This window comes from Pedobacter sp. KBW06 (assembly GCF_003852525.1).
Lineage (GTDB): Bacteria > Bacteroidota > Bacteroidia > Sphingobacteriales > Sphingobacteriaceae > Pedobacter.
In genome coordinates, this window is the sequence record NZ_QAJL01000002.1 from 180,409 (window position 1) to 193,305 (window position 12,897).

The 12,897-nt window shown below is 39.5% G+C and carries 13 protein-coding genes; all 13 read right to left on the minus strand.

Translation table 11 applies throughout. The annotated features are described in order from the left end of the window. Positions 1–33: 33 nt before the first annotated feature. Positions 34–1,935, minus strand: a complete 1,902-nt coding sequence (locus DBR43_RS10880; RefSeq protein WP_124580795.1) for a class II glutamine amidotransferase — start codon at positions 1,933–1,935, stop codon at positions 34–36. 219 nt (positions 1,936–2,154) lie between these two features. After that, positions 2,155–2,697: a GIN domain-containing protein gene (locus DBR43_RS10885; RefSeq protein WP_124580797.1), complete on the minus strand. Its 543-nt coding sequence runs from the start codon at positions 2,695–2,697 to the stop codon at positions 2,155–2,157. A 194-nt stretch (positions 2,698–2,891) separates the two neighbouring features. Beyond that, on the minus strand, positions 2,892–3,722 hold the full coding sequence (murI, locus tag DBR43_RS10890; RefSeq protein WP_124580799.1) for a glutamate racemase: 831 nt from the start codon (positions 3,720–3,722) through the stop codon (positions 2,892–2,894). A gap of 62 nt (positions 3,723–3,784) precedes the next feature. Next, positions 3,785–4,339, minus strand: coding sequence for an OmpH family outer membrane protein (locus DBR43_RS10895; protein WP_124580800.1), 555 nt, complete (start codon positions 4,337–4,339; stop codon positions 3,785–3,787). 39 nt (positions 4,340–4,378) lie between these two features. Then, positions 4,379–4,909 (minus strand): OmpH family outer membrane protein, encoded by a 531-nt coding sequence (locus DBR43_RS10900; RefSeq protein WP_124580802.1) that lies wholly within the window; start codon positions 4,907–4,909, stop codon positions 4,379–4,381. A 13-nt stretch (positions 4,910–4,922) separates the two neighbouring features. After that, the gene (locus DBR43_RS10905) at positions 4,923–7,052 is read right to left on the minus strand and encodes an outer membrane protein assembly factor (RefSeq protein WP_410522652.1); all 2,130 of its coding nucleotides are present in this window, start codon (positions 7,050–7,052) and stop codon (positions 4,923–4,925) included. Between the two features lie 481 nt (positions 7,053–7,533). Continuing rightward, positions 7,534–8,274 carry an isoprenyl transferase gene (locus DBR43_RS10910; protein ID WP_124580804.1) on the minus strand — a complete coding sequence of 247 codons (741 nt, stop codon included), beginning with the start codon at positions 8,272–8,274 and terminating at the stop codon, positions 7,534–7,536. Positions 8,275–8,292: 18 nt separating this feature from the next. Further along, positions 8,293–9,123 carry a DUF6089 family protein gene (locus DBR43_RS10915; RefSeq protein ID WP_124580805.1) on the minus strand — a complete coding sequence of 277 codons (831 nt, stop codon included), beginning with the start codon at positions 9,121–9,123 and terminating at the stop codon, positions 8,293–8,295. Between the two features lies 1 nt (position 9,124). Further along, positions 9,125–10,006: an NAD kinase gene (locus tag DBR43_RS10920; protein WP_124580807.1), complete on the minus strand. Its 882-nt coding sequence runs from the start codon at positions 10,004–10,006 to the stop codon at positions 9,125–9,127. 9 nt (positions 10,007–10,015) lie between these two features. Beyond that, entirely contained in the window at positions 10,016–10,678 is a 663-nt protein-coding gene (locus DBR43_RS10925; protein ID WP_124580809.1) for a CBS domain-containing protein, read from the minus strand. Next, on the minus strand, positions 10,678–11,442 hold the full coding sequence (locus DBR43_RS10930) for an alpha/beta fold hydrolase (RefSeq protein ID WP_124580811.1): 765 nt from the start codon (positions 11,440–11,442) through the stop codon (positions 10,678–10,680). Before DBR43_RS10930 ends, DBR43_RS10925 begins: the two co-directional genes overlap by 1 nt. Positions 11,443–11,557: 115 nt before the next feature. Continuing rightward, positions 11,558–12,004, minus strand: coding sequence for a GatB/YqeY domain-containing protein (locus DBR43_RS10935; protein ID WP_124580813.1), 447 nt, complete (start codon positions 12,002–12,004; stop codon positions 11,558–11,560). A gap of 19 nt (positions 12,005–12,023) precedes the next feature. Next, entirely contained in the window at positions 12,024–12,779 is a 756-nt protein-coding gene (locus tag DBR43_RS10940; protein WP_124580815.1) for an SDR family NAD(P)-dependent oxidoreductase, read from the minus strand. Between the last annotated feature and the right edge of the window lie 118 nt (positions 12,780–12,897).

Below are 12,897 nucleotides of genomic sequence, written 5' to 3' on the forward strand. Positions count from 1 at the left end.
ATAACGGGGATTTTTGTTTATGAGCTGCTTATTCTAATAAGCTCTCTGGTTGTTTCCTTCTTTCCAGTTTACAAAAGCTTTGATCACAACTTTGTTTCCACCCGGGGTTGGGTAATTTCCTGAAAAATACCAGTCACCGGTATGATCCGGACAAGCCACATGTAAATTATCTAAAGTCTGGTAGATCACCTCTACTTCTGCATTAATGTTTGCAGGAGTAATGATTTTGGTAATCTGAGCAGAGATCTCTTCCTGAGTAAAAGGTCTGTAAATGTCCTTCACGTGATTTACAATCTGTTCTTTAGGCAACAACAGGGAAGCTTTACATTTCTGGTAAACCTCTTCAATGATGTGCTCCATTCCGCGTTCCTTTAACAACTGAATGGCGGCTTCAAAAGCAACAAACTGTCCCATTTTAGACATATCAATACCATAGCAATCCGGATAACGGATCTGAGGAGCAGAAGAAACGATAATGATCTTCTTAGGATGTAACCTGTCGATGATCTTAATGATACTTTGCTTTAAAGTTGTTCCCCTTACAATAGAATCATCTATCGCCACTAAGGTATCTGTATTGTTCTTGATGATGCCATAAGTCGTGTCATAAACATGCGCTACCATATCCTGCCTGTCGGCATCCTGGGTAATGAATGTTCTTAATTTCACATCTTTAATGGCCAGCTTTTCTACCCTTGGGTTCATAGAAAGCAATTCATCCAGTTCCTGATCGTTCAGTTCTTCTTTACGGTTCAGCAAGGTATCTTTTTGAACCCCTCTGATATAACTGTGTAATCCTTCTACCATTCCGTAGAAAGATACTTCAGCAGTATTCGGGATAAAAGAGAATACAGTATTTTTCAGGTCTGCACTTACGGCTTTCAGGATCTGATCGCACAGCAAGGCGCCTAGTTGTTTTCTTTCTTTATAAATATCAGCATCACTTCCTCTGGAGAAGTAAATACGTTCAAATGAGCAAGCTCTTTTTTCCTGAGGATCTCTGAATACTTCCTGAGTAACTTTACCGCTTTTCTTAACGATTAAAGCATGTCCTGGTTCGATTTCTTTAACATCTTTAAATGGAATGTTGAAAGCAGTCTGAATCGCCGGTCTTTCTGAAGCAGCCACTACAATTTCATCATCAGCATAGTAAAATGCCGGACGTATTCCCGAAGGATCACGAAGGACGAAAGCATCACCATTACCAACAATTCCTGAAATCGCATATCCGCCATCCCAGTTTTTCGCAGAGCGACGCAAAATTTTAGCGATGTCTAAACCTTCAGAGATTTTATGGGTAATTTCTACATTATCCAGTCCTTCTTTCTTGTAAGCATCAAAAAGTTCCTGATTTTCATCGTCAAGGAAATGACCAATTTTTTCAAGAACGGTAACCGTATCCGCTTTTTCTTTTGGATGTTGTCCAAGCTCATACAATTGCTCCAGCAACTCTTCTACATTCGTCATGTTGAAGTTACCTGCAATCACAAGATTACGGGTCATCCAGTTGTTCTGACGCAAAAATGGGTGGCAGTTTTCAATGCTGTTCTGACCATGGGTACCATATCGAAGGTGGCCTAGTAAAACTTCCCCGATAAAACTAACATTAGATTTCAACCATTCGGCATCCTGCATTAATTCAGGTGTTTCATTCTGAATGTCTACAAATTTACTTTGTACATATCCAAAAATATCTGCAACTGCATTTTGTGCCATAGACCTGTACCTGCTGATGTAGCGGTGTCCTGGTTTAACATCAAGTTTAATGGTTGCAATACCGGCTCCATCTTGTCCGCGGTTGTGTTGCTTTTCCATTAAAAGATAAAGCTTATTCAGTCCCCAGAGTGCTGTACCGTATTTTTCCTGGTAGTATGAGAGAGGTTTTAAAAGGCGGATAAAGGCAATTCCGCATTCATGCTTGATCGAGTCGCTCATTCGTGTGTGGTTTGAGCCGCAAATTTACCGTTAATAATAATTAGAACCTAGAAAGAAATAGAATCTTTCATTAAGATTATAATCAAATGTTCAAACATCATTTAAACCGTTTAGCAGCATAAAAACCGATAATTTCCAATAAAAAAAACCGCACATCTGGATGAGCGGTTTCTTGCAGAAAGGATTTTTGTTCCCTCCTTAACGATGGCTTAGTGTCTTTTATAGTTTGGCAATTACGAAATCATTCAGATTTAATTTGGAAACATCATTTCTAACCAGATTATGTTCTGCTGATGAACCGCTCAATTTCAAATCTGACTGGTCTTTCATGTCGGTATAAAGGCTTCCTACTTTTGCATTTACATTTGCTTTAGCATCATCTTTTAAAAAGATCTGAAGAACGGCAAGGTCAAAATTACCACGGGTTTTTACCTCGGCTGTATTGGCAGCATCAATTCTTTGCAGGTCTTTTACAGAAATATAGATTGTTGCAGGGCTTTGCGCAGTAGAGTTGATGTACAAGGTATATCCTTTTTGTTGAACGGTAGTATTTGCAGTCAGCTCATCATTCGTAGTGATGCTTTCTGAATTAGACTGTACCAATACTACTTTAGCATTTCCGGTTACCACTACTTTATTGAACTTTACGTTAGCAGATGCGCTTACAGGTGTGGTGTCTTTAGCGAAAGTAGTGAAGGCTGAAGAAGTTAAAACGATAGCAGTTAAGGCGGAAGCGAATAAGGTTTTGATCGAAGTTTTCATGACTTTATATTTTAAGTTTTTTAATTATTTAATTGTTGTTTTGTAGATAAGACGCCATCTCAGGGAAAACGTTTCAGCGTTTTCTGGCGCATTAGACCATGCCGGGGTAGCAGTCGACCAACTGCCATTACTATTCGACCAACAGACAAAAAAATAATAGAGAAAAAAAAAGCCCCTGACAGGGGCTGGAAGTATTAGACTTGAAGATGCATCTGTTCAGATTCGATTTCCTCTCCAAAGAAGATGGAAGCATGCTGATCAAAGACCTGCCGGTCACCGGAGGTATAAAAATATTTTTCGCCCTTCTGCGCAATTTTTGCCGCGATCTCTGGATGTTTCTTTAAATAGGTATCCAGGCTATCGGCTACAATCTCGGCCTGGCCCAATAGCTCAATACCCTGAGGAAGTATCGCTTTGAGCTTTGGAATAAGTAATGGGTAATGGGTACACGCCAACAGAATACAATCAATATCGGCATCCTTTTCCAGCAGTTCTTTCAGGTATTTGTCTACAAAATAATCGGCCCCGGGATTCAGGTGCTCATTATTTTCAATCAGCGGTACCCACATCGGACAGCTTTGCTGCAACACCTTTAATTCAGGAAAAAACTTAGCAATCTCCATAGGGTAAGACAGGGAGTTCACCGTTCCCCTGGTGCCCATTACACCAATGGTTTTGTTCCTGCTAAAATCGCCTACTACTTCTGCAGTAGGTCTGATTACGCCCAGTACCCGATGGTTCGGATACTTTAGCGGAAGCACCTTCTGCTGGATGCTGCGTAAAGCTTTTGCAGACGCCGTATTGCAGGCAAGAATCACCAGGGGGCAACCCTGGGCAAAAAGCCATTCTACACAGTCCAGTGTATACTGATAAATGGTTTCGTAAGAATGATCTCCATAGGGAGAGCGGGCGTTATCACCCAGATAGATATAATTGTATTGAGGTAACTTTTCAGCAATGGATTTAAACACGGTTAAACCACCATAACCAGAATCAAAAACGCCAATAGATTGTGTAATATTCATTATAAAAAAAACGGGATTGAGTTTTATCACCCAATCCCGCAATTTAAATATTTTAATTCTAATTATTTCTTAGGAGCTGCAGTTGCAGTGATACCCAATTTAGTTTTAACAGCTGCAGTGATATCATCACCACCATCCCAATAAACCAAAGCCTGGTTTGCAGTATCAAATACATAAGCGAAACCTTTTTCTTTAGAAACGGCTTTGATTGCTGCATCAGCTTTCACCTGGATAGGGTTAAATAATTCAGCATTTTTAGCTTCCATTTCCTGTTGAGCTTTAGCTCTTGCATCTTCAATACGTTTTTGAAGATCTTGCAAGTCAGCACCCATAGCTTGTAACTCTTTACCTACAGTTTCTTTGTTTGCTTCACTCAACGACTTTTGTTTATCTTCTGCTGCTTTCAGTTTAACCTGGTACTCAGAGATCATTTTCTCAACATCAGCTTGTTTGGTTTTTCCAAAAGCTTCCAATGCTGTTCTTGCTGCTTTAACTTCCGGCATTGCTTCAATGATCACTGCTGAATTTAAATGTGCGAATTTTTGTTGTGCATTTGCAATGTTGGCAGTAAACAATAACCCCGCTGCTACAAAAAATGCGTTAATTGACTTTCTCATTTCTATTTATCTTAATAATTGTTTTTACTTATTTGTGTGTTATTTTAAAGTTGAGCCTGGTTTAAATCCAAGTAGCCTGATGACATCGTTACTTACGTCATAGTTACTGCTGGCATAAATCATCATCGTCGACTCGCTGCTTTTATCAAAGATGAAATCAAACAGTTTAGCTTTAGCAACCTCACTAATGGTCTTGGTTACTTTTTCCTGAATCGGGCTCAATAGTTTAGTACGCGATTTGAAAAGCTCTCCATCGGGTCCAAAGATATTCCGTTGAAAATCTTTCGCCGCTTTCTCTTTTTCTATGATGTCATTTTCTCTTCTTTTACGCATGTCTGCAGTTAACAAAACCTGATCAGCCTGATAGGCTTTATACATTTTGTCGATCTCTACAAAGTTTTGATCTACCTGTCCCTGCCATTGATTAGATAAGGCAGTCAGCTGAGTTAAAGCGGATTTATATTCCGGAAGGTGTTTCAAGATATATTCGGTATCCACATATGCGAATTTCTGAGCAAAGGCTCCCATGCAGGTAAAACTCAGGAAGCATATTAAAAGATATTTTTTCATTCGTCTGTTTTTATTAGTTAAATCCACCTAACTGCTGTGCAATACTGAAAGTAAAGTTCTGCTTTCCGCCATTCTCAACTCCAGGAATCTTATCAAAAGGAATCGCATAATCAATTCCCAATAATCCAAATATCGGTAAAAATATCTTTGCACCAAAACCTGCAGAGCGTCTAACGTTAAAAGGATTGTATTCAGAGAACTTGTTCCAGGTATTACCACCCTCTGCAAAAGCCACAAGGAAGGCTGTAGCCGACTGACTTGCAATAACCGGATATCTTAATTCCAACATATATTTCGTGAAAATCGGACTTCCTGATTGTTGTGCAATCCTTACGTTCGAACCATTAGGAATCACCGCACTGTTGGAGTAACCACGCATGGCAATCAGTTCAGATCCCTGAAGGAAATCAAACCCTTGCATACCGTCACCACCCAATTTGAAACGCTCAAATGCCGGATCTCCTACTGCTTTGTTATATGATCCAAGGAAACCAAACTGTGCCTGTGCTTTCACAACAAACTTACCGGCTAACCTGTGGAACCATTGAGATTCAAATTTCCATTTGTGGTATTCTGTGAATTTATAGAATTCTTTGTCTGATGCGGTAGCATAGTTCAACTTATTCAACAAGGAATATGGTGGCGTTGCCTGAATCGTAAATTTAAAGAAGGAACCTCCTGTAGGGAAGATTGGGGAATCTCTTGAATCCCTGCTTAACTCCTGTGCTAAACTGATGTTGTAAGAAGTACCTGTGCTGAACTTATATCCGGAGTAGTTATTCAGAACATATTGCTGGAAACTCAAAGCATGGCTCAACTGGAAATAGTTATCCGGGAAGTTTAACTTTCTACCCAAACTTACCGTTACCCCGTTTAAACGGATTCTTTGTTGTTGTCCGCGGCTGTCATTTTCTTTTAGTCCGTTAGACTGTAATGAGGTAAATGCACTCACTCCAAAACTAACCGGTTTTTTACCACCTAACCATGGCTCAGAGAAAGAGAAACTATAAGACTGGTAATATTTACCGTTTGTCTGTCCACGTAAGCTCAGCTTCTGTCCGTCACCTTTTGGCAATGGTTTATAAGCGCTTCCGTTAAACAGGTTTTTCAAAGAGAAGTTATTGAAAGTAAGACCTAAAGTACCAATGATGTTACCACCACCAAAACCACCTGACAATTCGATCTGATCTGAAGGTTTTTCTTCTACGGCATATTCAATATCCACAGTTCCATCTGCCGGATTCGGTTTAGGCGTAGGTACTGTTTTAGACTCGTCAAAGTTGCCCATTTGTCCGATCTCACGAACGGTACGGATTAATAGATCTTTAGAGAATTTATCTCCCGGTTTAGTACGTACATCACGCAATACAACTCTGTCATTTGTGATGGTATTTCCTTTAACTGTAATCCTGTTATTGGTATACTGAGGTCCCTCATAGATACGTACTTCCACATCAACTGTGTCGCTGTAGATTTTAGTCTGAACAGGATCTACGTTAAAAGTTAAATAACCGTCGTTCAGGTATAGACTGGAAACGTCATCACTGTTAGGACTGCCTCTTAATTTCTTTTCCAGTTTCTCCTCGCTGAATACTTCTCCTTTTTCAAGGCCTAGGATTCTTCCAAGGTCTTTTCCTGCATACTTTGCATTACCTGCAAAGGTGATATTTCCGAAATAATATTTAGGTCCTTCAAACAGGTCCAGCTTAATGCCTACTGCTTTATCGCTATACTGATATACACTGTCTTTCAGAATTACCGCATCACGGTAACCTTTATCCTGCATTTTGGCAATCAGTGTTTTTTTATCTTCTTCGTATTTCTCTTTATTGAATTTACCTGAACCAAATATTTTGTAGAATGCCTGTTGTTTGGTCTTTTTCAAAAACTTACGCAGTTTCGCATCAGAAAATGCCTGATTTCCGGTAAAGTTAATTTCATGAACTTTAACCTTACGGCCTTTTTCTACATTAACTTCCAGGATAACATGGTTTTCCTGATTGGGATCAACTTTGGTTTTATACGTTACCGCAGTAAAGAAATATCCCTTTTCCAATAAATACTTTTTGATGGTACTTGTGGTAGTATTGTACAGGTTATCATTGATGATCGTCTTGGTCGCTTTTGCATTCAGCTTCTCCAAAATATCTGTTCTTTGAGATTTACTNNCCCCTGAATATCAAAAGAGCTCAAACGCGGACGTTCCACCACTTCAATATCGAAGAAAACGGAATCGCCGTCAATTTTAACAATATCCAACTGAACATCATCAAATAAACCTTGTTCCCAAAGAATTTTAATGGCATTGGCAGTAGCCTCTCCAGGAAGAACAATACGCTCTCCTTTAATCAGTTTTGAAAGGGTAATGATAACATCTTTATCTAAAAACTTCGCTCCCGTAAGCGTCACATCTGCGATGGTATACTCTTTGGGGTTAAAATAATCCAGATCCAGGCCATTAACTTTTAATGTAGGAGTTGCAGGATTGGACTGAGGACGGATCTGTGCCATTGTTGGTAAACCAATCAATAACAACAATATGAGTTGATATATTCTTTTCATTTAAATCTAAAAATCGATGCTAAGTTAATTTAAACACATGTTAAAAAGTGTTAAAAGTAAAATTAGTTCAACTGTTCACTAATTTTACCGAAGCGGCGTTCGCGCTTTTGGTAGTCTACAATTGCTTCAAAAAGGTCTTCCCTTCTAAAGTCAGGCCACAAAGTATCGGTAAAATACAGTTCGGTATAAGCCATCTGCCACAATAGAAAATTGCTGATCCTATGTTCCCCGCTCGTCCTGATCATGAGTTCAGGATCTGGAATATCGGTAGTTGTCAGCTGGGCTGAAAAAGTATTTTCATTGATTTCATCAATATTAATTTCCTGGTCTTTAACTTTTTGAGCCAGTTTCTTTGCCGCTTCGATGATTTCCCATTTCGCACTATAACTCAAAGCAAGTGTGAGGGTACAACGCGTATTTTTTGCGGTGTTATCCATAGCACTTTTCAGGTCGTCAATACATTTTTGTGGAAGGGAAGAGATGTCCCCGATGGCGTTAAGTCTGATGTTATTCTTATTAAGCGTTGCGGTTTCCTGATTAATGGTTGAGATCAGCAGCTCCATTAAAGCATTCACTTCTTCTATGGGCCTATTCCAGTTTTCGGTAGAAAAAGCATATACAGTCAGGTATTTGATACCTATATCTGCGCAGCCTTCTACAATATCTTTTACAGATAACACCCCGCTTTCATGGCCAAAGTGCCTGAATTTGCCTTGATTTTTTGCCCATCTCCCATTTCCATCCATGATGATTGCGATGTGCTCAGGCAGGCGTGTAACGTCAATTTGTTCTTTAAATCCCATTTATAATTGCAAATATGCTTAAAATGTATAACATTTTTGGGACACAAAGGTATAAGATATGCCAATACCTACAAACATATAGGTATCTCTTTTTCTAAAATCGCCTCTTTGGGTCCCTGAAAGAGTTCTTGGGGGAGTGCCTGATACTAAGGGACCTCTGTTAGGATCTGAAAGCGTTAACCCTCTGTTTCCATCAGCAGGCGGATGATCAATACCTGGATATTTTCCACTTACATCATCCAGATAATCTGTGAATGCCGTTCGGTAACCAATTTGAGAAAACAGTCCCCAGTTTTCTTTTAACCTGGTTTTAAAACCGATCCCATAAGGAACCGTCAATGCGTAGTTTTTATAAGGTTCTGTCTGCCCTTCCGTCCTGTAAAATCTCAGGTTATACTCCTGGTCGCCCAACTCGGCTACATGCGGATAATATCCTTTAGGACTAAAGAAAACCCCTCCAATTCCTGTAAATATATAAGGAGTAAACCTTTTCGTTCCTCCACCGGCAAAATATTCTAAGAAGTTAAAATCAACCTGCAGGCTGATTTCATTCAGAGAAGTCTTAAAATTAAGACCTCTGTCTCTAAATTGAGCGTTATCAGAACTCAGGTCATTTGCTTTGATTTTACCGAAATTGTAATGGATACCAAGAGCCCAGTAAGGATCAAAATTCATCTTTACATAAGCTCCGGCAGACATTCCGCTAATTTTCAAAGGTTTTGTCTGGTTAAGGTCCCCCATATATCCTGCCCCTCCACCGACCAGGCCGAGCTCCATTGTTTGAGCAGCAGCGTTAAATCCAATGAAAGAGATCGCAAAAAAACAGAAAAGCCTTGTTCCGTATCGCATCTTAATAATTGCGGGTATCAATACCCCAAAGTAGTTTATTTCTTAACGTGGTCAGGTAACTTTCATTGTTCAGCCTGATCAGATTTACATGAAAGGCAGCTTTATTTAAGGTCAGTTTTACAGAGCGGTCTACCGTTTCTGTTCTTGAATCGCAGGAAACCAGGAATTTTGCACTTCTGGCTTCTACTTCAAATGTAAGTGAAACATCATCAGGAATAATGACAGGCCTTACATTCAGGTTATGTGGTGCAATTGGGGTGATCACAAAATTTTGCGAACTTGGATAGATGATTGGGCCACCGCAGCTTAAAGAATAGGCTGTTGAACCTGTAGGTGTGGCAATGATCAAACCATCCGCCCAGTAAGAATTCACAAATTCATTGTTCATATAGGCATGAATAATCATCATCGCTGATTTATCCCTTCTATGAATAGTGATGTCATTTAAGGCGAAGTTTTCCTCACCAAACAGATCAAATTTCGATTCCAGACTCAGTAAAGTCCGCTTATCCAGAGAGTACTCTTTATTGTGGAGTGCTTTGATCGCGATTCTGATCTCATCTTTATTGATACTCGCCAAAAATCCCAGTCGGCCGAAGTTAATTCCGATCACCGGAATCCCCGAATCGCGGATCAGCGACAGTGTATCGAGTAATGTTCCGTCCCCGCCCAGGCTAATCAGAACGTCCGCCTGACCGACCAATTCGGTATGATTACTAAAAATAATAATGCCCTCAGGCAGCTTGATTTTATCTTTTATGAAGTCTAGGTAATCTTTGGAAACAAGAATGGGCGCTTTTGATTCGCCCAGAACATTGAATACTTCCTGTACATATGGTAAAACGCTATTATTGAACTCTCTACCGTAAATTGCAGTTCTCATTTATGGGTTTTATACGTTTAAATAATTCATGAATGAATTATATCTGTCTTCGGTACCATTATCTGAAATGGTGCTGTTAAACACAGCTTTTACCTGGTAATTATACCGCTCAAAAGAGGAGATAATTCCCGACAATTCAGTTTTATTGATTTTTAGAGTGACTTCCAATTTTGTAGAATCGGGAAAAGACTGCACATAAGAAGAAAGGATCTGCGCATTATCGGCTTCCACAATCTGCGCCATGTGAGAAAGGGAATTGTTACGGTTGCTGATTTCCAGCACGATAATCCCTCCCGGTTCTTTTACCGCATAAATATCGGCAGTATAATCTAACAGGTTATTTATAGAAATTAGTCCTAAATAGTTTTTTTTATAATCCAGAACAGGAACTACCGATAAGTGTAGCTGATGAAAGAGTCTGATGATGTCGTAAATGTGCGCATCTTCATAAACAAAAGGGTTTAAAATAGACAAAGGCAAACTGCCGATTGCCTGTTCTGTATCCCTCACCTCAATCAACTCTTCCTCTGCCAGCAGTCCCAGAAACTGGGTCTCATTTACAATGGGTAAATGGTATAGCTTGAACTCAGTCATCCTCTCCAAAGCTTTCTGAACCGAGTCAGAGGTCTTTAGCGGGGGAATTGAATTAGATATGAGTTCAGATGCAAACATTATTTAAGTAATATTCTATTTAAAAATTTCTCCAGGTATTCATTAAATAATTCCGGACGCTCCATCATCGGTGCATGTCCGCATTTATCTACCCAATTCAATTCTGAATTAGGCAGTAGTTCGTGAAATTCTTCCGCAACCTCAGGAGGGGTTACCTTATCCTGTTTCCCCCAGATTAAAGAAACGGGGATCGTAATCCTGGACAAGTCTTTCGACATGTTGTGGCGGATAGCCGACTTGGCTAAGGCCAGAATCCGGATTACCCTGGAACGGTCATTCACACTTTTATAAACTTCATCTACCAACTCCTTGGTAGCAACTGCAGGGTCATAGAAAGTAAACTCTACCTTTTCCCTAATATAATCATAACTTTCTCTTCTTGGAAATGATCCGCCAAAAGCATTTTCATATAAGCCGGAGCTTCCTGTTAGTACCAGTGCTTTTACATTTTCCTGATGGGAAGTTGTAAATACAAGACCTACATGTCCGCCCAATGAATTGCCAATTAAAACAACCTGACTAAGTTTCTTATGTTTTAAAAATCTGTTAACATATTTTGATAAGCTCTTTACACCTAAAGTAAGTATAGGGAGCTCATAAATTGGTAAAATAGGTACCATAACATGGTAATTGCCTTTAAAATGATCAATTACCGGTTCCCAATTACTCAACTCTCCCATTAAACCATGAAGTAATACCAGGGGTTCTCCTTTTCCAGCCTCAATATATTTAAACCCGTCTTCGTCTATTACTTCGTATTTCATATTTTGTGTTAAGTAAGGTAATGCTACTAAGTTAGTAGAGTAAATTAAATTTAATGTAATTTAAAACATTAATTTTTCGAAAAAAGGTTTAAACACATAAATTTTCAAGCATATTTTATGCCAATTGCGCTTTCACGATCTCGGCGATCAGTTTTCCATCTGCTTTGCCCGCAAGTTCCTTATTTGCAAGGCCTATTACTTTACCCATTTCTTTCACTGAAGCAGCACCGGAATCTTTGATGATCTGAGCAATGATGCTTTCAATTTCTGCCTGCTCCAATTGCTTAGGCATAAAGCGGCTGATCACTTCGATTTCTTCTTCTTCAATGATGCTCAGGTCTTCACGACCTTGTTGCTTATAGATATCAGCAGATTCGCGACGTTGTTTTACCAGCTTTTGTAAGATCTTTGATTCCACTTCTTCTGTGATCTCTTCGCCTGATCCTTTTTCTGTTTTAGCCAGCAATAAAGCTGCCTTAATCGCTCTTAAACCTCGTAATTGCGCCTGATCTTTAGCCAGCATCGCTTTTTTAATCTCCTGATCTATTGTAGTTGATATCATATCTGTTTCGATTAATATTTTAATTTCTTTTAATGATGGCACCCGTAGCCTGAGCAGTAGGCATAATGAGCATGTCGTTGATGTTTACATGTGCGGGCCTGCTGACGGCGAACCAGATCGCCTCCGCAATATCATTGGCAACCAGTGGTTCCAAGCCATCATACACCTTCTTCGCCCGACCTTCATCTCCTTTAAAACGAACTTTAGAAAACTCTGTTTCTACCATCCCGGGATTGATGGCCGTTACTTTTATTCCATGAGGTAACAAATCTATGCGCATGCCTTTATTCAGGGCATCAACTGCATGTTTTGTCGCACAGTAAACATTTCCGTTAGGATATACTTCCTGTCCGGCGATAGAACCGATATTAATGATATGACCTGACTTTTGGCTGATCATCCAGTTCGAAACGATCTTAGTCACATAAAGCAATCCTTTAACATTGGTATCAATCATGGTATCCCAATCAGAAATACTTCCTTTATCAATAGGATCTAAGCCCTGACTTAGCCCGGCATTATTGATTAACACATCCACCTGTTTCCATTGCGCAGGTAAAGTTTCCAATGCATAAGATAAATCGTCGTGAATTCTTACATCGGCAACAAGGGTTTTTGTTTCAATGGCATATTCATCTTCCAGGCGTTTCGCCACCTCTTTCAATAAATTTTCTCTTCTTGCCACTAAAATTAAGTGATAGCCCTGTGCAGCAAATAAGTCTGCGCAGGCTTCTCCGATTCCTGAAGTTGCTCCTGTAATTAATGCAGTTTTCATCCGTGTATATTTATTTTTTATCGGTTACGAAACCATTATCAAACGGTGGTTTCATTGGTACTATGATTATTTTTTTTAGATGGGGTATTGTCTTAACAAAACTAAAACTTTTTTCTCA

What these genes read in the sequence shown, in the direction of transcription:
- DBR43_RS10880 (WP_124580795.1), bottom strand. Translation starts at nt 1,935, where the DNA reads ATGAGCGACTCGATCAAGCATGAATGCGGAATTGCCTTTATCCGCCTT.
- DBR43_RS10885 (WP_124580797.1), bottom strand. Translation starts at nt 2,697, where the DNA reads ATGAAAACTTCGATCAAAACCTTATTCGCTTCCGCCTTAACTGCTATC.
- murI (WP_124580799.1), bottom strand. Translation starts at nt 3,722, where the DNA reads ATGAATATTACACAATCTATTGGCGTTTTTGATTCTGGTTATGGTGGT.
- DBR43_RS10895 (WP_124580800.1), bottom strand. Translation starts at nt 4,339, where the DNA reads ATGAGAAAGTCAATTAACGCATTTTTTGTAGCAGCGGGGTTATTGTTT.
- DBR43_RS10900 (WP_124580802.1), bottom strand. Translation starts at nt 4,909, where the DNA reads ATGAAAAAATATCTTTTAATATGCTTCCTGAGTTTTACCTGCATGGGA.
- DBR43_RS10910 (WP_124580804.1), bottom strand. Translation starts at nt 8,274, where the DNA reads ATGGGATTTAAAGAACAAATTGACGTTACACGCCTGCCTGAGCACATC.
- DBR43_RS10915 (WP_124580805.1), bottom strand. Translation starts at nt 9,123, where the DNA reads ATGCGATACGGAACAAGGCTTTTCTGTTTTTTTGCGATCTCTTTCATT.
- DBR43_RS10920 (WP_124580807.1), bottom strand. Translation starts at nt 10,006, where the DNA reads ATGAGAACTGCAATTTACGGTAGAGAGTTCAATAATAGCGTTTTACCA.
- DBR43_RS10925 (WP_124580809.1), bottom strand. Translation starts at nt 10,678, where the DNA reads ATGTTTGCATCTGAACTCATATCTAATTCAATTCCCCCGCTAAAGACC.
- DBR43_RS10930 (WP_124580811.1), bottom strand. Translation starts at nt 11,442, where the DNA reads ATGAAATACGAAGTAATAGACGAAGACGGGTTTAAATATATTGAGGCT.
- DBR43_RS10935 (WP_124580813.1), bottom strand. Translation starts at nt 12,004, where the DNA reads ATGATATCAACTACAATAGATCAGGAGATTAAAAAAGCGATGCTGGCT.
- DBR43_RS10940 (WP_124580815.1), bottom strand. Translation starts at nt 12,779, where the DNA reads ATGAAAACTGCATTAATTACAGGAGCAACTTCAGGAATCGGAGAAGCC.